Genomic DNA, 22,269 nt, shown 5'->3' with positions numbered 1-22,269 from the left:
AGTGAAAAAAATGGAACGAATGCTTCTCATACCATTTCCAACTAAGCGATCGATGCTCAATCGGGCGGTCGTCGTCGTGTGCCTGAGCATCTATTGTGCAGTGGTGGTCGGAACGGTTTTGGCACAGGAAACCGGTTTGAGAGATTCAGGCGCGCCGGGTTCGGCAACCGAGATGCATCTGCCGACAGACCAGCCCCCTGCAACATGGGTTCACGATCCAGCCATATTCGAAGAAGATGAAGGAGACCGTACAGAAACTCGCGAAGTTGTCGAGCAGGATTTCAAAACGGTGAAGATCGAAAACCTGGTGCCGCCTGTCCATTTCGGCTTGGGAGAGGTGCAGATAACCCAGGAATATATAGACCTTTTGCAAAAAGTTCTTGACAGGATGCACGACCGAACCAATGTGCGCTTGCACTTTATCGGGCATGCAGATTCACTTCAGCTGCACGGTGAGCTGAAGGCGACATATGGCGACAACACGGGGCTTTCGCGGGAAAGAGCCGGCACTGTCGCCGAATATTGCCAAAAAGCGTTACATCTTCCGCCCGAGGCCATTTCATACGAAGGACTTGGCGACAGCCGGCCGGTGGCCGACAATGCAACCGAAGAAGGGCGTCGACTCAACCGGCGGGTGGAAGTACAGGTATGGTACGACGAAATTGTCGATAAGCGGGTAGAGAAGGAAGTCGTCGTTCCGCGCCACGTGAAGCGCATCAAAATATGCCGTACCGAAACCGTTTGCAAATTGCGCTACAAGGAAGGCCACGCTCACCGCGCGCGCGTAAAAAACCTGGTCTCGCCCCTGCAATATGACCAGGGCATGGCGGAAATACCCGCTCCTTTCCTGCAGCAGATCCGTCAAGCGTTGACCAATTTGCACGGTAAAGAGAATCTGACGGTCAAGTTCACCGCCTATACGGACAACCTGCCGTTGGAGGGTCGCGACAAACGCATCTACGGCGACCACGAGGGGCTCTCCAAAGCTGTGGCGCGGCGTATTGCGCTGGCGGTCCAGGAAAGCCTGGGCCTGCCCGACGGGGCCCTTGCCAGCGAAGGCAAGGGGGCCTCGCGCCCGGTGGCATCGAATGACACCCAGCGGGGCAGGGCGATGAATCGGCGGATAGAGGTCGAGTTCTGGTATGATGACCCCTTGGAGAGCCTGTCCGACGAGCCGCAGCTGTGCCCGGATGCCGCCGGCACAGAAACCGTTACCCGGGTATACGATTCGCCCAGAGAAAACATCGAGACCATCCTTTTCGAAAAGGGTCGGCCCGTCATACCGGATGGCTACACCGATAAATTGAAACGCATCATGGAAGAAGTCAGCGATAAAAGCCATGTACGGCTGAGATTCATCGGCTATACCGCCGACAAAATACTGGATCGGCGTACGGCCGCGATCTATGGCGATGATATCGGTTTGTCCATGGCGCGTGCCCGCCGGGCCATGATGGCAGTCAGCGAGCAGATGGGTTTGCGTGCGGAGCAGTCCGAGTTTGACGGTCGCGGCTATGTTCAGTCCGACGATGTGGTCAATACCGGCTTTATCGAGTCCGGGGTGTCGCGGGTCATCGTACAGGTGGTCTACGATGAGTCGATCCAGCTGGATGATTACGAGGGAGTTGAGGTTAATCCATTGACCCGTGAGGTAACGACCGAGGATCCCTTTGCCTTGAATCAGATGCGCATCACGGTTGATGGCGCACCGCTGGATGATCCGGGTAAATGCAGTGCGGATGTTCAACGCTGTACCGACGTGGCTTTGGAGAGCACCCAAATCCAGTTCAAGTACGACAGCCTGCACATGGTGCCGAGACTCGACGTGACTGCCTGGCCGATTACGATCGCCTACCAGGATTCGCCGGATACGGCCTTTGTCGAAAATTTGGTGCGTTTTCGCCTGTACGCCAACTACCGCAGCTTCATCGAGCGTGCCGAAGTCAGAATTTTTAAGAAAGATCAATCGGTCAAGGATCAGCCCTTGGCGATCGTGGGGATGGATGCCGACGGCATGGCGCGGTGGCAGGTACCGTTCGATTCTTTTCGTGCGCCGAAGATCGATCTGAAGTACCGGGTGCGGGTCTACGATGCCAAAGGGCATTTTGACGAAACCAGCAGCCAGCCTCTGTGGGTGGTCGACCATATCGATCCGCCGGCCGCCGATGTAGATCCCGACCGGGAGCTTCTGACAGGTTACGGTGAGAGCCGTATCGATTTCCGTAACATTCCAATACGCGGGGGTATGGTACAGGCTCATGGCTACGCGATTCCAAAGGGCCACGGCGTTTGGATGGCCGGCTACAGGGTTCCCGTGGACAGTGAGGGCAGCTTCGTGGCGGAAGAGATCCTGCCGAACGGAATACACACCGTTGAAGTGGCGGTGTTGGACGAGTTTGGCAACGGTGAACTGTATTTGCGTGATCTGGAGCTGGAATCGAGCGACTGGTTCACCGTGGGCATTGCCGACCTGACCTTGTCGGCCAATGACACAAACGGACCGGCGGATTTGCTTGATCCGGATGAACCACAATACAGCAAGGATTCAAGCATTGAGGGACGGCTGGCCTTCTACACCAACGGCAAATTTGAAAATGGCTGGCGGCTGACCGCCAGTGCGGATACCCGTGAAGGTCCTTTTGACGAGATCTTTTCAAATTTCATGGAAAAATCGCCGGAGGCCCTTTTCCGACGCATGGACCCGGACTACCATTATCCAACCTTTGGCGATGACAGCACGGTTACGGAAGATGCACCGACCAACGGTAAATTTTACGTCAAGATGAAAAAGGACGAAACCTACGGGCTCTGGGGTAACTTCAAAATCGGGTACACCGATACCGACCTGGCCCAGGTGGATCGCGGATTGTACGGTGCCAACCTGCATTATCAGCCGTTGGAGACCACCGATTTTGGTGAACCGCGCCTGCTGGCCGATGGCTTTGCGGCCGATCCCGGCACCGTAGCCGGACGCGACGAGCTTCGGGGAACGGGCGGGTCGCTTTATTACCTCAAGCGGCAAGACATATTGGAAGGCTCGGACCGCCTGCGGATCGAGGTAAGGGACAAGGACTCCGGTGTAGTTTTGGGGGTAAAAAACCTGACGCCCACGCTCGACTACGATATAGACTACCTGCAGGGACGTATTCTGATGGCACAACCCGTGCCTACGACAGCTGATGACAACCTGTTGGTTTCCACCGAATCGATCAGCGGCAACCCTGTTTTTCTGGTGGCACGCTATGAATTCACACCGGGGTTCGACGACCCCGATACGCTGGCGGCGGGCGGGCGGCTGCACTACTGGCTCAACGAGTATATCAAGATAGGCGTGACCGCCAACCAGGATGAAGAAGCAGATACGAAAAACAGCTTGCAGGGTACGGATCTAACGCTGCGCGTATCATCGGAGTCGTGGATCAAGATGGAAGCCGGCCATACCAAGGGCCCGGGAAGCCGCACGGCAGGTTCGGATGACGGCGGTTACACCTATGACGAGTCCGATTTTTTAGGCGACAATGAAGTAGATGCTTCGGCGTATCGGGTCGATGTCAGTTTGGGTGTCAAGGACATCGTTGAAAACGGACGCGGCCGGGTGACATTTTACCGACAGGATCGTGAAGCGGGCTATGCGGCTCCCGGTCAAACCACCGACAGGGATGTCACCCAGTACGGCGGAACGGCGGAAATGCCGATTGGAGAGTCTTTCCAGGCGCGCGTTAAAATGGATAAACAAATTCAGCAGGATGGCCTTGAAACAAATGCCGGGGAAGTGAATCTGGACTACAGTGTCACTGAAAACTGGATTTTGAGTTCCGGTTTGCGGCACGACAACCGCGAAGACAACTCGGCCGTCGTCCCCCTGACGCAGGAAGAGGGGGAACGGACCGATGCGGTCGTTAAAATGAAGTATGATTCGCTGGGGCGCTGGACGACGTACGGATTCGTGCAGGATACGGTCAGATCCAGCGGAAATCGCGATGAAAACGGAAGGGTCGGTGTCGGCGGCGACTGGCGTTTGACCGATCGGCTCAACCTCGTAGGCGAAGTCTCCGACGGCGACCTGGGACCGGCCGGCAAAATCGGAACAGAGTATCTGTTTTCGGACAGGACGACGCTGTATCAGAACTATACCCTGGAGAACGAGCGTACAGATGACGGCCTGCTGGCCAGAAAAGGCAAAATGACCTCGGGTTTTCGCACACGCTATTCAGACAGCGCGAGTATCTATCTCGAGGAGCAATATAGCCATGGGGACGTTCCCACCGGGCTGACGCATTCCACGGGAGTGGACCTGGCCGTCGCGGAGCGTCTGAACATCGGTGCTAATCTCGATATCGGTTCTCTGAAAAATCCCCAAACCGCAGCCGAGATCGATCGCAAAACGGTTGGCGGGCGTATAGGCTATGGCTTTGATAACGTGAAATTATCCAGCGGCCTGGAGTACAGGGTGGACGAAACCGAGCAATCCGACACCAGCGTGACCAAACGCACGACATGGCTGTGGAAAAACAACGCTAAATACCAGATATCGCAGGACTGGCGTCTTCTGGGAAAATTCAATTACAGTTTGAGCGAAAGTTCACTGGGAGATTACTATGATGGCGATTATACCGAGGCGGTACTAGGTTTTGCCTACCGTCCAATTTATTATGACCGCCTGAATGTACTGGTCAAATACACCTATTTCTACAATTTGCCGTCGGTCAATCAAACTTCCGATGAAACTAACTCGACAGGCTATATCCAACGCAGCCACATTGGAGCGATTGATGTCATGTACGATCTCACATCCCGTTGGACCGTGGGTGGTAAATACAGCTACCGCCATGGGGAGGTGGCTATGGATCGAGAGCAGCCGGATTACTTTACCAGCCGCGCACATTTATACGTGATCAGGGTGGATTGGCACTTCATCCACCGCTGGGACGCCTTGTTGGAGGGGCGCTTGCTTGATCTGCCCGATGCGCAGGACAGACGCAGTGGAGCTCTGGTAGGGTTGTATCGACATGTGGGCAACCATGTAAAAATCGGCGCCGGGTATAATTTCAGCGATTTTTCAGATGACCTGACCCAGATGGACTACCAACATCAGGGCGTGTTTATAAATATAATTGGAAAATACTAATTTTAAGAATTAAAATTGACAAGATGATTTGCTACTAGTATACTGAAAGTAAATATAGAACGAAAGGGCAAACCTGTTGAAAGGCGGGGACGCAAAGCCACGGGTCTAAAGCTTGTTAAGCTATGACAGCCGGGTTTCCGAAACTACTCGTCAAAGCCTTTGGGGATATTTGCCCGAGGGCTTTTTGTTTTTAGATGCAGGCAATAAAGGATGGCGGATAGAACAAAAAAGGATCACATGCTTGTAGGTGTGCCTACCGGGAAAACGGGGGATCATTATGTTCAATAGAATAAAATGGTTAATCTTTCTATTCAGCGTAGCTGCCATGTGGTCCACAGCATCTGCGCAGGATGTCACCAGAGAGCAGATCAAGGGCTTGGATGAGCAGGTGCAGGAAATAAAAGCAGACGCCCTGAGCATTGCGGCCGAATTAAACCAACTCGAGGAAAAGCTGTTATTTCCATCCAATACGCAGATGGCTGTTTTCGTATCGCTGGCCGCGGACGAAAAGTTTCGACTCGATACCATTGAAGTGGTGTTGGATGGGCAACCGGCGGCCAGGCATATTTACACCTTCAAGGAGCTCGAAGCTTTGCAAAAAGGGGGGGTACAGCGCCTGTACACGGGAAATATCACGACAGGCGACCACGACATACATGTTTTGGCCAGTGGGAAAGGCAGTGCAGGTTTCGATATGAAAAATTCGAAACAGTTTAAAGTGCACAAGGGTGTGGGACCTAAAATAGTAGAAATATTACTGACGCCTCAAAGCATCGGTCTCGAGGAAATGTAGTTCATGTTTAGGGTGATGACCATACTTATCGGCTTGATGACGCTGTTAACGGCAAATACGGCAACAGCCGGGATGACTGCGCCCAAAGAGCTCAAAGACCTCTATTTCGGTGAGGCCATCTATTACGCATTTCAAGATGACTGGTTCGATGCCATTGCCAGGCTTGATGCCGAGCTCGCACAGCACCACAGGCTGGACGAACCGGAGCGGGATACGCTTTACTACCATATCAACCACGCCGAATTTGCTGTTGGTGACTTCGAGCTGGCCTACCGGATGCATCAGCGCGCAGGTCGGGCCATAACAGCGGTCATAGAGGGGAACGTGGAAGAACCGGTGCGGAACGAAGCGCTCTACCGCCTGGCACGGATCTATTTTCATAAAGATCAACCGGCTAATGCAAAATTTGCAGTGGACCGCATAGAAGGTGTCGTGCCGGAGGAGATTGCAGAGGACCTGGCCTTTTTGCGCGCGCAAATCCTCATGGCGAACGGGAACTTCGATGAGGCGGTGGGCATGTTCAGAACCCTCCAGGAAACCCGGAAATTCGAAGGATTTGCAACCTACAATCTCGGCATTGCCCTTCTTAAAAGCGGAAAAACGAAAAAGGGGCGTTACTACATCGACCAGGCCGGGCAAGTGAAAGGCGACCAACCGCTCACTCTGGCCATTAAGGACAAGGCCAATCTAGTACTCGGGTCAAAAATGCTGGAGGAAAAAAATTACGAAGGCGCTAAAATGACGCTCGATCGGGTAAGATTGGAGGGTCCTTTTTCCAATCGTGCGCTGTTGGGATCAGGTTGGGCCGATGCCTACCGGGGTAATTTCGAAAGAGCCCTGGTGCCCTGGAGCGCATTGATCCATCGTGAAGTCACTGACGCTTCCGTTCAGGAAGCCATGCTTTCCCTTCCCTATGCCTATGCAAAGCTGAGCGTGTACAGCAAGGCCGCATTGCTGTATGACAGCGCCCTTTCCAAGTTCCAGACCGAAATCGGTAAGCTTGACGCTTCCATCAAAAGCATTCGCGGAGGATATTTTTTAAAAGCGCTGGTACAGGAGGAGCTAAAACAGGATGCAAATTGGGTTGTCAGGTTGCGCGCGCTTCCGCAAACGCCGGAAACCTACTATCTGCTTGAACTGATGGCCTCCCATGATTTCCAGGAATCACTCAAGAACTATCTCGACCTCGAACAGCTGAGAAAAAAGATGGAAACATGGGAATCCGATCTGATTGCTTTCGAAGATCTTATTGCCCAAAGAAGTGCGTATTACCATCCATTGCTGCCGGATATCGACAAGGCGTTTCGTCAACTGGACTCGCGGATGCGTTTGCGTCTTGAACAGCGCGACCGCATAGAAAAGCGACTGAAAAATATGCTGGTATCCCCCCGGCCGGATTATCTGGCCACGTCTGAAGAGCGCATATCCAACGCTCGGATTGCCCGCTTGGAAGAGATGCTGAAAGGCAACGGTTCTTCAACAAACAAAGTCATCATCGCCAGAGTCAACCGATTGAAAGGCATTCTGACGTGGAATCTTTATACCCAGTATGACCGTCGTCTCACGGAAGCCTATGAGCATCTTGAAGAATTGAACGACGAAATTGACCTGTTGAAAAAGCAATACACGACCTTTGTGCGGACCCGGCAGGCTGCCACGCAGAGTTACGAGGGCTACGAAGCGGTCATCAGCAGGCTTTGGTCAAGGATCAGGGGTGCCCATGAAAAAGTGGATGCGCTGATGGATCGCCAGGGCCAAATGCTTGAAACCATGGCCGTAAACGAACTCACCCGTCGGCGTGAACATCTGTCCGAGTGCGAGGTCAAGGCCCGTTTTGCCGTGGCTGACAGCTACGATCGCGCCACCCGGGAATTGTCCCAGGAAAAGGTGAAGAAATGATCCGGACCCTACTCATCATTGCTCTGTTGTCGCTGGCGCTGACCGCCTGTCAATCCACAGGGGGCGGGGATACCATTGCCAAATTGCGCAATCAACAGGTTGAAATCACTGAAGAGCGGATAGAGGGCGGCCTGGATAAGGCCTTGAAGAGCTATCAGGGTTTTTTGGATGAAGCGCCGGGGTCCGCTCTGGCGCCTGAGGCCATTCGGCGGATGGCGGACCTGAAGATCGAGAAGGAGTACGGCACCATCACCGACAAGGCCCAAATTGAAGATCGTTGGGAAACCGGGGAGACCGTTCAGGCTGCGATGAGCGCTCCGCAGAAAGCCGCTTCTCTGGACAGCGGCGCGCGGCCCCTCGCATCGCAAACGGAACGGAAAAATTCAGACAAAGAGGATAGCCGGCATTTTATCGAACGCGCAACGAAGATGCAGCTGCCGCCCGTTCCGGAGTCATCGGCGGAAGTGAGTATCCAAACCGGAGACGGTCCCGACCTGGAGCAGACCGAGCTGATTGAAGCGATCGCGCTCTATCAGAAGCTGCTTGCCAAGTACCCTCTGTACAGTCATAACGACCAGGTCCTTTACCAGATGTCCCGCGCATACGCGGAGCTGGGTCGCATCGATGAAGCCATGCTCGTGATGGAGCGGTTGGCCGGCGAATACCCCCAATCGCGCTATATCGATGAAATTCAGTTCCGGCGTGCGGAATATTTTTTCACCCGGCGGAAATACCTGGAGGCCGAAGACGCCTATCAGAGTATCGTAGATTTGGGTGCGGGGTCATCTTATTTTGAAATGGCCCTCTACAAACTGGGCTGGACGTTTTACAAGCAAGAGCTGTACGAGGAGGCTCAGCATCGTTTCGTTGCCCTGCTGGACCATAAAAAGTCGCTGGGCTACGATTTCTATCATATCGAAGATGACACCGAACGCAAGCGTATGGAAGATACCTTCCGCGTCATCAGTTTGGGTTTCTCCAACCTTGGCGGTGCCGATTCCGTGGTGGAATATTTTTCCAGCCACGGCAAGCGCAGCTACGAGGACAGCGTCTACAGCAACCTGGCTGAATTTTACCTTGACAAGCGTCGATACGCCGACGCCAGTGCCACCTACGAAGCGTTCGTGAGCCGCAACCCCTTTCATCGGCAGTCGCCCAATTTTCACATGCGGATCATCGACATCCATACCGCCGGAGGATTTCCCAGCCTGGTCCTGGAGGACAAAAAAGCCTTTGCAAAAAACTATGGCCTCAACGCCCCATACTGGAACTATTTCGAGCCCAGCGACCGCCAGGATGTTTTGGACAGTTTGAAGATCAATCTGGTCGACTTGGCCCATCATTACCATTCCGCCTACCAGAAAGCGCCGGAAGCCGAGGAAAAGACGCGCCATTTCAAAGAGGCGGTTCATTGGTACCGCGATTTTCTGGCGTCATTTCCAACGGATGAAGAATCGCCGGCCATCAACTATCAATTGGCTGACCTGTTCCTGGAGAGCCTGGATTACGCCCGGGCGGCCGCTGAATATGAAAAGACAGCATACGCTTACCCCTCTCATGACCAATCCGCCGGTGCCGGTTACGCTGCGGTCTATGCCCTTCGCAAGCAGCTGGAAAAAACCGCGCCGGAAAGGGAAGATGCCGTCAAGAGAGATATCGTGCGCGTCTCTGTAAAATTTGTCGACCATTTTCCGGATCATGAAAAGGCGGCAGTCGTCCTTGGGGCGGCGGCCGAGGACCTTTACGCCATGAAGGATTACGAGCAGTCTTTTTCAGCAGGAACCAGGCTGTTGGAGAATTACCCCGATGCTGATGAAAAAATCAGGCTTACCGCGTGGTTGATCAGCGCTCACTCCGCTTACGAACTCCAGAATTACCAGACAGCGGAGCTCGCATATATTGAGGTGTTGAATTTGCTGCCGGCCGACGATGAGACACGCCCGGGCCTGGTGGATAACCTCGCGGCCTCCATATACAAACAGGGCGAACAAGCCAATGCTGCCGAGGACTACCGGGCCGCTGCCGATCATTTTTTAAGGGTCGGACGCGTAGCGCCAACCTCGACCATCCGGGCTAATGCCGAATATGACGGCGCGGCGGCTTTGATTCAGCTCGAAGCGTGGGACGAGGCGGCAGCCGTGCTCAAGGCCTTCCGAACCAGTTTTCCGGAACATGAGCTCCAACCGGAAGTGACCAAGAAGATGGCGTATGTTTACAAGGAGAGTGGCCAGCGCCTGCTTGCGGCCCGGGAGTATGAGCGCATCGAAACCGAATCCTCGGATGATGATGTCCGGCGGGATGCCCTTCAGATTGCGGCGGAACTGTATGCCCGGGAAGACGAATCCATCAAGGCTTTGGCGGTTTACCGGCGGTATGTGGCCTACTTCCCGCAACCGCTGGAACTCAATCTGGAGACGCGCAATAAAATCGCCGAAATCCTGAAAGCACAGAACGACAGACAGGAATACCTGGCGGAACTCGACCAGATCGTCGCCATCGACGCTGCCGCTGGAAGCGACCGTACGCCAAGAACCCGTTATCTGGCCGGAAACGCCGCAATGGTGCTGGCCGAGGTCACCTATGAAAAATTCGTAGGCGTCGATCTGGTCAAGCCAATTCAGGTCAACCTGAGCCGGAAGCAGTCCTTGATGAAGCAGGCGGTCAAGGAGTTCAACCGTCTCATGGATTATGAGATGGGAGAGATTACGGCCGGGGCCATCTTTTATCTGGCCGAGATATATGCCCATTTCAGCCACGCGCTGATGGCTTCGGAACGTCCGGAAGGCCTGACGCCTTTGGAACTTGAAGAATACGAGTTGGAAATCGAGGATCAGGCCTATCCTTTTGAAGAGAAGGCCATCGAAGTTCACGAGAGCAACCTCGAGCTCATTTCCCGTGGCGTTTACAATGATTGGATCGACAAGAGCCTTCAAAAATTGGCGATAAGCGTACCGGCCCGTTACGACAAACCCGAAGAAGACAGCGATGTGGTCGGTTCCCTGGAAACGTATATATTTGCCTTTGCCAGGCCGGAAGCAAACACCCCGTCGGATATGCCCGATTCCCTCGTGGCCGACCAACCAGATCCGTCTGGGCTCATTGACGAAGAAAGCCCGACAGCTGAAGCGGGGCCTGCAGCTGACGCCGGTGTAATGACGGACACCTGGGCGGAACAGTTCCATCCGGCAACCGCCGCAGCTTCCGGCGAGGAAGTCGAGGCACCGGTAGCGGAGCCTGCGGAAGGCGCCGAAGCAAAGACGAATACCCGGGCGGAACAGTTCCATCCGGCAACCGCCGCAGCTTCCAGCGAGGAAGTCGAGGCACCGGTAGCGGAGCCTGCGAAAGGCGCCGAGGCAAAGACGGACACCCGTACGGATCAGCCCCTGCCGGAAGCCGACGTTACACCCGGTGAAAGGGTCCCGGTCATCGTGCCTGAGCCTGTTGGCGAGGCAGAACCTAGACTGGAAACCCGCCTCGACAATCCGTCACCGGGTGCTGTTGCCGTAGAATCTCCGGAAACGAGGACCACTGTACCCGAGGCAGCCAGTGAATTGGTGTTGTGGGCCGACGGGGAATCTGGGGTTGAAAGTGACGATCATGAAGGTCCGCAGGAAGTGAAGCGACCATGAGGACGGGCCAAAGGAGGGAAGGTACCATGTCAGGCATATATGGGAGGCGATGGTGTTTGCAAACACGATATTGGTTCTTGGCTGTCGTCGCGGCGGCGGCTCTGGCGATGATGTGCGGATGTGCAACCAGCACCGGCACCAAGCCGGCAGCCCAACCGCTGCCACCGCCCGTTGACCCGGGTCCCTCGATCGCACGCTTCGAGAATGGCTGGGAGGGTTTCATTATCATCGAAAGGGCGCAGCTGAGCGATGCTGCACGCAGCGATTTTGAAAGGGCCGTCACCATGTTTCATGAAAAAGCGTACGAAGAGGCCATCGGTCTTTTGGAAAGTGTCACCAAAGCCTCACCGGGCGTCACGGCTCCCCATATCAATCTGGGGATGGCCTATCAGCAGTTGGGGCAACTTGAAAAGGCTGAAGCCCAGTTCAAAGCTGCGCTGGAACTGGTTCCCGACCATCCGGTGGCATGTAACCAGTATGGATTGCTGTTGCGCAAAACCGGGCGTTTTGACGAGGCCCGCAACATATACGAGCGAGCCCTGGCGCGTTTTCCCGATTATTATCCGCTTCATCGGAATCTCGGCATTCTATATGAATTTTATCTAAACGACCTGAACGCAGCGCTTGAGCATTACGAAATTTACAGTCAAGCCATGCAGCAGGACGACAAGGTCAAATTATGGATTGCGGATCTGCGGAGTCGGCTTGGGGAAACGCAATGACTGCCGGCTATCGCGTGGCCTGTCCAAAAAGGCGACAATGAGGTGCGGGGTAGGGGGAAATCGATGAGGGAAAAATCAAATAGGATTCAGAAGACAGGCAGCAGGATCATTGACCCTGCATTTATCGGTCCCCAATGGGTGCTGTACCTGTTGTTATCCCTGTTTATGGCGGCCGTGTCCGTGGCGGAGCCGGTTCATGGAGAAAAAGAAAAAGTGGCGGTAGTGGGAAAAACCGCGGCCGCCAAGGAACTTTCCGGCATGTCGATCGTGGGCAATGATGAAGCCCCCAAGTCGCTCTATATCGTACCCTGGAAGAGTTCGGAAATTGGGTCGGAAACCAGCTTGAACGTCATGCTGAACGAGAAGGATGTGCCGGTCGATATGGACGTATTCAAAAGGCAGTTGGAGTTCTACCGCATCAGTACGGGCGGTCAGACTCGTTAATTAAACCAAACGACGATCGCAACAACCTAAGGAGGTGGGAAATAATGGGATTTTATTCAATGATTTCATTTTTTCAAAGAGGCGGAATGTTCATGTATCCGATCATGCTTGTGTTTGCAGTGGGTATGGCCATTGCAATCGAACGCATGATCCAGTTGAACCGTGTGCGCAATGCAAACAGTAAAATCTGGGGGCGCCTGCAACCGTTGTTGTCCAAGGGTCAGTTTGAAAAAGCACGCGAAATCGTCAGCAAGGACAAGTCCAGTGTTGCCCAGATGCTGAGCATGGGTCTGGCACGCCAGGGGGCGGTTCGGCGTCGCGAAGACATCGAAATCGCCATGGAAGAGAGCATGATGGAAATTATTCCCCAATTGGAAAAGCGCACCCCCTACGTGGCCCTGCTGTCCAACATTGCCACCCTGTTGGGGCTTCTGGGTACAATTATGGGGCTGATTCAAGCCTTTACGGCCGTGGCCAATGCCAACCCCGCAGAAAAGGCCGATTTGCTGTCGGCCAGTATCTCGGTGGCCATGAATACCACGGCCTTCGGCCTCATGTCGGCCATACCGTTGCTGCTTTTTCACGCTAAGATAACATCCACTACAGGGCAGATCATCGACAGCCTGGAGATGGCCTCTGTCAAGGCACTCAATAATATCTCCAATTTTGCCAGGCGCAAATTTGAGGCGAGTTAATTATGAGCAGAAGACACCGTTTTAGGAAGCGAATGGTTGAGACACCGGAGTTGAACATTACTTCGTTTCTCAACTTGATGGTGGCGCTGATACCCTTTCTACTCATCAGCGCGGTTTTTTCGAGAATAACCATTATGGAGTTGAGCGTACCCATCAGTGCGGGGGGAACGGTTACGAATAAGCCCAATTTTGCCATCGAAGTCATTGTCCGCAAAAATGGGTTCGAGATCGCCAACGGATCGTCTGTGGAAGCCGCCATACCGAAAAAAGAGGGATCGTACGACATGGCGCTGCTTTCTAAAATGCTTCTACGGTTAAAGGCCCAATATCCGGAGAAGGAGGATGCAACCGTTTTGATGGAACCGGATATTGAGTACGACTATCTGATTCAGATCATGGATGCGGTACGCGGAACCAGACAGCCGCTTGAAGCGGGCGAAGACGAACAGAAAATCGTACTTTTTCCAGAAATATCCATAGGAGACGCACCATGAGAAGCAGTCGACGCATAAGACGAATGGAGCGCAACAAGAAAAAGGTGCTGAGCCTGCCCCTGACGTCGTTAATGGACGTGTTCACCATTTTAGTCTTTTTTCTCCTTTTTCACTCCGGGAGCAGCGAGATTCTGGAAACACCCAGGCAGATCAAGCTGCCCGACTCGATCGTAGAGGCCAAGCCCAGAGAGACCGTCGTGATCATGGTAAGCCCCGAGATCGTTCTGGTGCAGGGTGAAGCCGTGATCAACACGGACCAATTGCTGGATGCCGATGAGCTCTCGGTACCTGAAATAGCCGATCGCCTGGCGCAGCTCGAACGCAATATTATCGGTATACACTCTAAAGCGGCCGTTGACGGCAAGGAGGTTACCATCCTAGCCGACAAGATGATCCCATTCAGAGCACTCAAAAAAATAATGTCAACTTGCACAAGTTCTGGATACGGAAGGATTTCCCTTGCCGTCACCCAGAAGGATGCCCAAACATAGCGGGAATATTGTGGATACTACATTATTAGCAGAAGAACTGGCGCCTTTGCATGCGCAGATCGAGCAAACGCGTGAAAAGCTCGAAGGACTTCAAAGTGAGCTGCGCACTGTAGAAGCAGAGTTGGAAACGTTTTCTTCGGACAGAGAGCGAATAGATGCTTTGGAAGCGGTATGCACTGCGCTGGAAAGGCTTGGTGAGCTGAAGGCCGAAGAACTCTTCTGGGAAGGACTCGACCAGCCCCGAAATGCTGAAGAGCATCTGAGCCGAGTGCGCGAGCAGATTGCCGGATTCGAAGGCAAGATCAACGGGGTTCTGGAGCAGCAAGCGGCGCTGCAGATGCAGATCGAACAGAGGCTCGACGAGCTGGACGGTCTCAACGAAATGGTTCGGGATGCGTATGAACGTGAAGAACGGCGGAAGGAGGAATTCGTCATCGAACGGGACGTTTCCGCTTTGCCTTTCCGCAAGATGATCATGCCCTGGACCAAGGACAATGAAAGTGAGAGACGCTTTCGCCGTGCGCTGCTTGTCGCTCTGTTGATTTGTTTCATCCTGGGGACCGTTATCGAGCTGGTTTCGGTGCCGCTTCCCAGCCCTGAGGACACGGTTGTGGAAATTCCCAAGCGGTTGGCCAAGCTGGTGAAACAGGAGCCACCGCGACCGGTGCCGCAGCCGGAACCGGTCGCCCAGAAAGCGGAAGAAGATGTCGAGAAGCCTAAACCGGAAGAAGACGCAAAAAAGACGGAGCGGAAGAAGGCCAAACCGGAGCCCGAGAAGCAGGAAATCGCCAAAAAAGCGGTAGCGTCAAAGCCCAAGGCGGAGCCGGCGCAGAAGGCTGGGGGCGGTGGCGGAGATCCCAAGGGAAGCCGGAAAAAAGCTGAACGCGTGGGTGTTCTTGCCTTCAAAAACTCTTTTGCCGATCTTATCGATGAAACCCCCGTGGCCAAGCTCGGCACGGATGCCCGTTTGAGCAAGGAAAGCCCCAGGGTAAAGGGCCAGGCCGTGGCGCAACGTTCATTGGTGGCCATGCAGGCCAAGGGCGGTACCAGTGGCGGTATCGGTCTCGCCACGTTCAGTCGCAACGTCGGCAGCGGCAACGGCAATGGCCTGGGCGGCAACGGCATCGGTAAAGGCGGCAGCTCCGGCAACGGTGCCGGCTTTAAAAATGTGGAAAGCGGCATTGCGAATATCGAGGAATCGGGCAGACCCGTCAGCGACGGCCCCGGCCCGGGGCGAACCGATGAAGAGATTCAGATTGTGTTCGACCGCTACAAGGCCAGCCTTTATAGAATTTACAACAGGGAACTGCGCAAGGACCCGACCCTGCGCGGGAAGATGCTGATACGTCTCAGCATTGAAGCCGATGGCAGCGTTTCCATGTGCAAGGTGGAATCCACCGACCTGGATTCCGACAAACTCGTTGCCAAGATCATAGGACGTATTAAAAGATTCAATTTTGGCTCTAAGGAAGGCGTGGCTGCATTGACCATATTATATCCCATTGATTTTCTGCCGGCTGGATAGCCCAAAGGCGATGGGATGGACGATTAACATTCGCGGTGGCGGCATTTAGCTTCCACTGGAAACGATCCAATCTGCAGCTTCCGGATTCCACGGCTGCAACAGGCATCGGAAGGAAAGAGCAAATGAGCATCAAGGTATTCGTGTCGTTTTTTCAACAGGGGGGGGTATTCATGTATCCAATTCTGCTCGTTTTTCTGGTCGGATTGAGCATCTCACTGGAGCGCTGGTTTCAGCTGAGCCGAACGCGCAGCATCAACCGAAAAGTGTGGGATAATCTCTATCCGATGCTGTCAAAGGGGCAGCTCGAAAAGGTTCGCAAGGTCGTCAGCACAGACAAGTCCAACATATCGAAAATGCTGGGCATGGGCCTGTCACGCCACAGCGGGGCCCGACGGAGGGAGGATGTGGAGATCGCCATGGAGGAAAGCATGATGGAGATCATCCCCCAGCTGGAAAAGCGTACCCCTTATGTGGCTCTGCTTTCCAACATCGCAACGCTGCTGGGGCTGCTGGGCACCATCATGGGCCTCATTCAAGCCTTTACGGCTGTGGCCAATGCCAATCCTGCAGAAAAGGCGGATTTGCTGTCGGCCAGTATTTCGGTGGCGATGAACACCACGGCCTTCGGCCTTATGTCCGCCATACCGTTGCTGCTTTTTCACGCCAAGATAACATCCACTACGGGACAGATCATCGACAGTCTGGAGATGGTGGCGGTCAAGGCCTTGAACGGTATTTCCATCTCTCAAAGGCAGAAAGCAGCGCAAAGCGATTCGACGGTTGTGGCGAACAGTGAAAGGGGGTGAATCAATTGACTGCGCCGAGGGCCGCTACCTGTCATGTAACGAGGGAAAAGCAAAGGCTTTGACCGTGCGGTGGTAGCAACGTTATTTTTAATGCAATCTATTTTGAATTTGAAATGGAGGAGAACATGTTGAAAAAAATATGGATAGGCATCTGCTTGTTGTTGATTCTGCCGGGGTTGATTTTTATTACCGCGTGCTCCAAAAAGGCCATGCACACGGAGCAGGCGGCCGAGGAAACCGCCCCGGCCATGGAAGCAAGTGCGGCCGAACAGGCGCCTGTGGCGGCGGTGGAAGAAAAAGATGAAGAGGAAATTTACGCGGCTAAACAGGTTGTTGAAAAAGAAGAAGCGCCAAATGACGACATGGTCGCTCAGGTCTTTGAAAACGAGGATATTTACTTCGATTTTGACAGTTCGGCACTCAAGGAATCAGCCAAAGCGTCGCTGATCCGTAAAACCGAATGGCTCAGGGCGAACCCGGATGCTTCCGTGATCATCGAAGGTCACTGTGACGAACGGGGAACCGAGGCCTACAATATCGCGCTTGGTGATCGGCGGGCGCAGAGTGCCATGGCCTTTTTTGTGGACATGGGCATTGAAGCCAGCCAGCTTTCCGCCATTAGCTATGGTGAGGAGCGTCCGGTTGACATCGCCAAAAACGAGGAGGCCTGGGCAAAAAACAGGCGCGCTCATTTCGTGATCGATTGAAATGCGGACGATTTCGGCACATAAACGAATTCACTATGAGAAGGGGCGTTCAGTTGATATCCTGAAGGCCCCTTCTCACAGAATGTGATCGACACGCATCGCATCAATAATTTTTTAAAAAGGTATCAAAAAATGCGAAAGTTTTTCGGAGTGATGGTTGTCGTGTTGGTACTCCTTCAAGGGATATGGATCGGATACAGTCTGATAGTTGCGAAAACACCTGAATTCCCAAATCTCCTTTTACCATTCGGTCTTTTATCTATAGCCATGGGACTTGTAAGGTGGTCCAATGAATCATTTTAAATTATTAAACCGGCGGTCAAATAGACGAATAAAATTTCAGCGAACACAGCAATGCCTGCATTTCAAGGGCTTATTTTTTGGGTATTTACCGCCGGTTTAATAATTATGCGATCATTTCAGGATCGCAGACCTTCTTCAGGTCCCAGGCCTTTATTTTGTAGGATTTGTCGTGAACGCCAGGGTTGAAGTACACATAGTCCTTTTTAGCGAGGTCCGTGTCCATGTATATGGGAAGGTCCGTTAGCTGACCGAAGGGCGGCACGCAGCCGACTTCACAGCCCACCTTTTCCAGCACCTGCTCGGGTTTGGCGAAAGAGATCTTCTTGGTGCCCACGCCGGCGGCCGCTTTCTTCCACTCCACCTTTTTATTCCCGGGCATCACCAGCACGACCATCTCCTTTTCCTTGGTCATCACGACCAGCGACTTGACGGTTTCCGACTCGCTGACGTTGAGGGCCGCGGCCATGGTGGGGTTGGTGTAGACCGGTTCGTGTTCGAAGACTTCGTAGTCGATCTTGTTGTCCTTCAGAATTCCGATGATTTTTTCCTCTACAGTCATTGTTACCCTCTATGTGCTAAGGTTTATGGTATACGGTGTGTGGGTTGAGGTTGCATGTCGCACATTACCGGCTGCAGGTTGACGGACCGGCGTTTGTAGCGCGGCCCTCTGCAGCTCTGCCTTCCGGCTAGGCGGTGGCCTCGTCGATGATTTCCACGATGTCTTTGACCTGCATCCCGGACTCCTTGTCCATGAGGCCGTCGGCGAGCATGGTCGTACAGAAGGGGCAGGCTGCGGCCAGGGTAGCGGCGCCGGTGGCCATGGCTTCCTCTGCCCGGTCGATGTTGATGCGTTTCCCGATGGTTTCTTCCATGAACATCCTGCCCCCGCCGGCACCGCAGCAAAAGCCCTTGTCGCGTCGTCGTTGCATCTCTACGAGGCCGCCGCCGGCGTTCATGGAGCGCAGCAGATTCCGGGGGGCATTGTAAATGCCGTTCCAGCGTCCCAGGTAGCATGAGTCATGAAAGGTCATGACACCCAGATTTTTTCCGTTGGGAGTCAGACGGCCCTGTTTATGCAGTTCGAACAGGTATTGGGCGGTGTGCACCACCGGATAGTCCGCACCGAACTGGGGATATTCGTTTTTTAGGGCATTGAAGCAGTGGGGGCATCCGGCCAGGATCGTTTTGGGTTTGTAGGCGTTGAGGACCTCGACGTTCTGCTGGATCAACATTTGCGCCAGGTACTCGTTGCCGGCCCGCCGGGCCATGTCACCGTTGCAGGCCTCTTCCGGCCCCAGGATGGCAAAGTCGATCCCCGCGCGCTTCAGAACGCGGGCCGTGGCCCGGGCGATCTTCTTGCCCCGGTCGTCGAAGGATCCGGCACATCCCACATAGTACAGGAGATCCGCTTCGGGATTGTCGCTCATCAGGGGCACGTCCAGGTCTTTAGACCAGTCCGCCCGGGTGTCGGCGGCAAACCCCCAGGGGTTGGCCTGGTTTTCCAGGTTGGTGAAGGTTTCCTGCACTTCCGGCGGAAAGCTGGCCTCCATGAGCACCTGGTGTTTGCGGGCCTCGATGACGAAGTCCAGGTGCTCGATGTCGACCGGGCAGACCTCCTCGCACGCGCGGCAGGTCGTGCAGGACCAGAGAACATCGCCGGTGATGGGGGTGCCCTCGCGCATGAAGGGCGGCACCTGTTCAGCATCTTGGGCCAGGATGGCGTCGGCGTTGTCGAAAAGGTCGAGCTTGAAATCGTGGATCAATTTCTTAGGTGACAGGGGTTTTTGGGTATTGGCTGCCGGGCACTGTTCTTCGCAGCGGCCGCACTCGGTGCAGGCATAGAGGTTGAGCACATTTTTCCAGTTCAGTTCGATGGTTTTTCCCAGTCCGAAGGTTTCCGCCGCTTCGTCTTCGATGTCGGTTTTGGCGATGGCCTTTTCGCGTTTCAAAGGTTTTAAGAAAACATTGGGGGCGGCCGCCAGGAGGTGCAGGTGCTTGGAGCCGGGAATGTAGATCAAAAAGCCGATGATGGTGGCCACGTGGATCCAGTAAACAATTTGATAGCCGACGAACACCTTTTGAGGAGGCCATTGGTCCAGGCTGAACAGGCTCACCAGGAGGCCGGAGACGGGAAACGCATTGGCGTAGTCGAAGGCGCCGGCCTCCGCCGGCATCAGGGTCTGCAGGGCGTTGATCAGCTGGAAGCTGACGATGATGACGCAGGTGAACAGAATGATCAGGTTGGCGTCGGTTCCCATGGTGAGGTAGTCGGGGCGCACCATGACACGGCGGTAGGCGACATAGGCAAATCCCACCAGAACCAGGGCGGCCAGGATGTCGGCGATGAAAAGATATCCGCCGTAGAGGCCCGGGATCAGGTGGCCGACGTCAAAGGCGGGGCAGATCCCTTTGATCATCAGTTCCAGGGAATGGGGCTGAATCGCCAGGAAGCCGAAGAAGATAAACGTGTGGGCCAGCCCGGGCATGATTTTGCGACGCACGTTTGACTGGCCGAGGACATCCTTGATCAGCACCATGACGCGGTCTTTGACCCGATCCAGTTTGAAGTCGGTTTTACCTTTTACCGACTGCATCAGCCGGTAAAGGCGCTTCACCCTCATGAAAAACAGAAAAAAACCGCCGACAAGGGCCGCGAACACGACAAACGACTTGATGATGATGTATTGCTCCACTGCTTCCTCCAACCGCAATCGAAATTCTTTGTTACCGGTGAGAAATTGCCATCATTTTTTTTAACCACAAAGACACAAAGGACACAAAGAAAAAATAAAATCGATATACGGCGGAGGATAAAATAATCGTTGTGTCCTTTGTGCCTTTGTGGTTCGGATAGACCTTCATCGAATGTGGCGGTTAATCTGCTGTTTTTTGCAGTTTTCGGGTGAGCGCCGGGATGATGTCGAACAGGTCGGCGCAGACGGCATAATCGCACTTCTGCATGATCGCGGCCTGGGGGTCGGTATTGACAGCGATGATGAGGCCGGCGGTTTTCATGCCGGCAAAATGCTGCACGGAGCCGGAAATGCCGCAGGCGATGTACACCTTGGGGGTGACGGTCTTCCCGGTCTGGCCGACCTGCATGGTGTGGCTGACCCAGCCGGCATCGACGGCGACCCTGGATGCACCGACGGCGGCCGAGAGGGGGCGTGCACATTCATGAAGGATGCCGAAGTTGTCCCCGTTGGCCATGCCTCGTCCCCCGGATATGATGACGTTCGCTTCGGTCAGGTCGACACGGTCCGAAGCGCCTTTTCGAACATTCAGAACGGTGGTTCTGGAACTGCCGATGGTGGCCTGGAAGGTTTCCACTCTCGATTGGCGGGGGGCTTTAACCGCCGGCAGGGCATTGGGGCGGAGGCCGTAGATGTGGCGCTCTCCGTGGGTCACGAATTCGGCAAGGGCTTTCCCGCTGAACTGGGGTTTTACGGCCGCGTGCCGATCGAGGTCTACAGCGGTGCAATCCATGACCAGGGGGGCATCCAGAGCGGCGGCCACTCCGGCCAGCAGTATTTTGCCCTTGACGCTGGCCAGCCCCAGCAGGGTAGCGATACCGTAGTGCGCCATGGCCTGCATGATAGCGGCGGTCCACGCTTCCGGATTCCAGGGAATGGCCCGGTCGTCGGCCTCTATTTTAACGACGCTGTCCACACCGTAGTCCTGCAAGGTTGCGCCAACGGCGCTCTCGTTATCGTCGAGCAGCAGGGCGATGCATTCGCCGTCGCCCCGGGAGGCGGCTGAACAGACGGCCAGGTTGGACGGTTTCAGTTTCCCGTCGCGCATTTCTATGAGAACGCCTGTCTTATCCATTTCGCTATTCCAACACCTTGGCTTCGTCACGAAGGATCCGCACGATGGCGTCGGCGATCTTGTCCGCCGATCCCTCGAGCGGTTTGGGATGCCGTTCTTCAGCGGTCGTCTCGAGACGTACCATTTCGACCCGTGACGTCGAAGGCGGTACCTGGAGTTGGTCCTGATCCACAACGGTTACCGGCTTTTTTCTGGCCCTGAGGATATCGGGCAGCTTGGGATAGGCGGGTTGGTTCAGATCCTTGCCAGCCCCTACAACACAGGGCATGGGCAGTTCGAGATCTTCACGGTCGCCGGCTTCCATCTCGCAGGTTACCCTGACCATGCCTTTCTCCAGAGCAAAGGCGACGACGTTGGAGGCTACCGGCATGTCCAGGCAGGCGCCCAAACGAAACATCGTCTGAAACCCTTCGGCATCGATGGACTCCCGGCCTGTGAACACGAGATCCGCAGGACCGTCCCGGCGAATGGCCGCGCACAGCGCCCCGGCCGTGGTGATGCCGTCGGGGCGCCCGGCGGACCTGACCAGGATCGCCCGGTCCGCTCCCATGGCCATGGCCGATCTAAGCGTGGCTTCGGCGGTGTCGTTTCCAAGCGTGACGGCGACGACGTCGGCCTCGCCTACCTGTTTTTTCAGGCGCACGGCTTCTTCGACGGCATTCTCGTCATAGGGGTTCATGATGAAGGTGATGTCTTCATCGATACGCCCGTCCGTTCCCACCCGGATCGTTGCCGCTGTGTCCGGAACGTGTTTGACACAAACATATATTTTCAAATCCATTACCTGCCGGGTTGGCTTCAGAAC

At 54.6% G+C, this 22,269-nt stretch carries 16 protein-coding genes and 1 riboswitch; of the genes, 12 read left to right on the top strand and 4 right to left on the bottom strand.

Annotated elements, in window-relative coordinates:
• Nucleotides 1-10 precede the first annotated feature (10 nt).
• The 12 genes from LJE94_06595 to pal all read left to right on the top strand — a co-directional run bounded on the left by LJE94_06595 (nt 11) and on the right by pal (nt 17,333).
• Complete coding sequence (locus LJE94_06595; GenBank protein MCG6909779.1) at nt 11-5,128, top strand: OmpA family protein; 5,118 nt, start codon at nt 11-13, stop codon at nt 5,126-5,128.
• 56 nt (nt 5,129-5,184) lie between these two features.
• Nucleotides 5,185-5,270: riboswitch (cyclic di-GMP riboswitch) on the top strand.
• Nucleotides 5,271-5,405: 135 nt separating this feature from the next.
• Nucleotides 5,406-5,921: a hypothetical protein gene (locus LJE94_06590; protein MCG6909778.1), complete on the top strand. Its 516-nt coding sequence runs from the start codon at nt 5,406-5,408 to the stop codon at nt 5,919-5,921.
• Between the two features lie 3 nt (nt 5,922-5,924).
• Nucleotides 5,925-7,820 carry a tetratricopeptide repeat protein gene (locus LJE94_06585; protein MCG6909777.1) on the top strand — a complete coding sequence of 632 codons (1,896 nt, stop codon included), beginning with the start codon at nt 5,925-5,927 and terminating at the stop codon, nt 7,818-7,820.
• Nucleotides 7,817-11,449 carry a tetratricopeptide repeat protein gene (locus LJE94_06580; GenBank protein ID MCG6909776.1) on the top strand — a complete coding sequence of 1,211 codons (3,633 nt, stop codon included), beginning with the start codon at nt 7,817-7,819 and terminating at the stop codon, nt 11,447-11,449. The genes LJE94_06585 and LJE94_06580 overlap by 4 nt, the downstream gene beginning before the upstream one ends.
• Before the next feature lie 56 nt (nt 11,450-11,505).
• Complete coding sequence (locus LJE94_06575) at nt 11,506-12,171, top strand: tetratricopeptide repeat protein (GenBank protein ID MCG6909775.1); 666 nt, start codon at nt 11,506-11,508, stop codon at nt 12,169-12,171.
• A gap of 63 nt (nt 12,172-12,234) precedes the next feature.
• Entirely contained in the window at nt 12,235-12,615 is a 381-nt protein-coding gene (locus tag LJE94_06570) for a hypothetical protein (GenBank protein ID MCG6909774.1), read from the top strand.
• Between the two features lie 44 nt (nt 12,616-12,659).
• Nucleotides 12,660-13,310 (top strand): MotA/TolQ/ExbB proton channel family protein, encoded by a 651-nt coding sequence (locus LJE94_06565; GenBank protein MCG6909773.1) that lies wholly within the window; start codon nt 12,660-12,662, stop codon nt 13,308-13,310.
• 32 nt (nt 13,311-13,342) lie between these two features.
• Nucleotides 13,343-13,804, top strand: coding sequence for a biopolymer transporter ExbD (locus LJE94_06560; protein ID MCG6909772.1), 462 nt, complete (start codon nt 13,343-13,345; stop codon nt 13,802-13,804).
• Entirely contained in the window at nt 13,801-14,295 is a 495-nt protein-coding gene (locus LJE94_06555) for a biopolymer transporter ExbD (GenBank protein ID MCG6909771.1), read from the top strand. Before LJE94_06560 ends, LJE94_06555 begins: the two co-directional genes overlap by 4 nt.
• A 10-nt stretch (nt 14,296-14,305) precedes the next feature.
• Nucleotides 14,306-15,820: an AgmX/PglI C-terminal domain-containing protein gene (locus LJE94_06550; GenBank protein ID MCG6909770.1), complete on the top strand. Its 1,515-nt coding sequence runs from the start codon at nt 14,306-14,308 to the stop codon at nt 15,818-15,820.
• A 128-nt stretch (nt 15,821-15,948) separates the two neighbouring features.
• Nucleotides 15,949-16,626, top strand: a complete 678-nt coding sequence (locus LJE94_06545) for a MotA/TolQ/ExbB proton channel family protein (protein MCG6909769.1) — start codon at nt 15,949-15,951, stop codon at nt 16,624-16,626.
• Between the two features lie 125 nt (nt 16,627-16,751).
• Nucleotides 16,752-17,333, top strand: a complete 582-nt coding sequence (pal, locus tag LJE94_06540) for a peptidoglycan-associated lipoprotein Pal (GenBank protein MCG6909768.1) — start codon at nt 16,752-16,754, stop codon at nt 17,331-17,333.
• Nucleotides 17,334-17,739: 406 nt separating this feature from the next.
• Here the strand turns inward: pal and LJE94_06535 are convergent, their stop codons facing one another.
• The 4 genes from LJE94_06535 to LJE94_06520 form a co-directional block, all read right to left on the bottom strand.
• Entirely contained in the window at nt 17,740-18,195 is a 456-nt protein-coding gene (locus LJE94_06535; GenBank protein MCG6909767.1) for a YbaK/EbsC family protein, read from the bottom strand.
• A 127-nt stretch (nt 18,196-18,322) separates the two neighbouring features.
• Nucleotides 18,323-20,329 (bottom strand): (Fe-S)-binding protein, encoded by a 2,007-nt coding sequence (locus LJE94_06530; protein ID MCG6909766.1) that lies wholly within the window; start codon nt 20,327-20,329, stop codon nt 18,323-18,325.
• A 181-nt stretch (nt 20,330-20,510) separates the two neighbouring features.
• Nucleotides 20,511-21,464: an electron transfer flavoprotein subunit alpha/FixB family protein gene (locus LJE94_06525; GenBank protein MCG6909765.1), complete on the bottom strand. Its 954-nt coding sequence runs from the start codon at nt 21,462-21,464 to the stop codon at nt 20,511-20,513.
• 4 nt (nt 21,465-21,468) lie between these two features.
• Nucleotides 21,469-22,239 (bottom strand): electron transfer flavoprotein subunit beta/FixA family protein, encoded by a 771-nt coding sequence (locus LJE94_06520; protein ID MCG6909764.1) that lies wholly within the window; start codon nt 22,237-22,239, stop codon nt 21,469-21,471.
• Nucleotides 22,240-22,269: the final 30 nt, after the last annotated feature.

Source organism: Deltaproteobacteria bacterium, assembly GCA_022340465.1.
GTDB lineage: Bacteria > Desulfobacterota > Desulfobacteria > Desulfobacterales > B30-G6 > JAJDNW01.
This window is presented reverse-complemented; position numbering and strand designations above follow the sequence as displayed.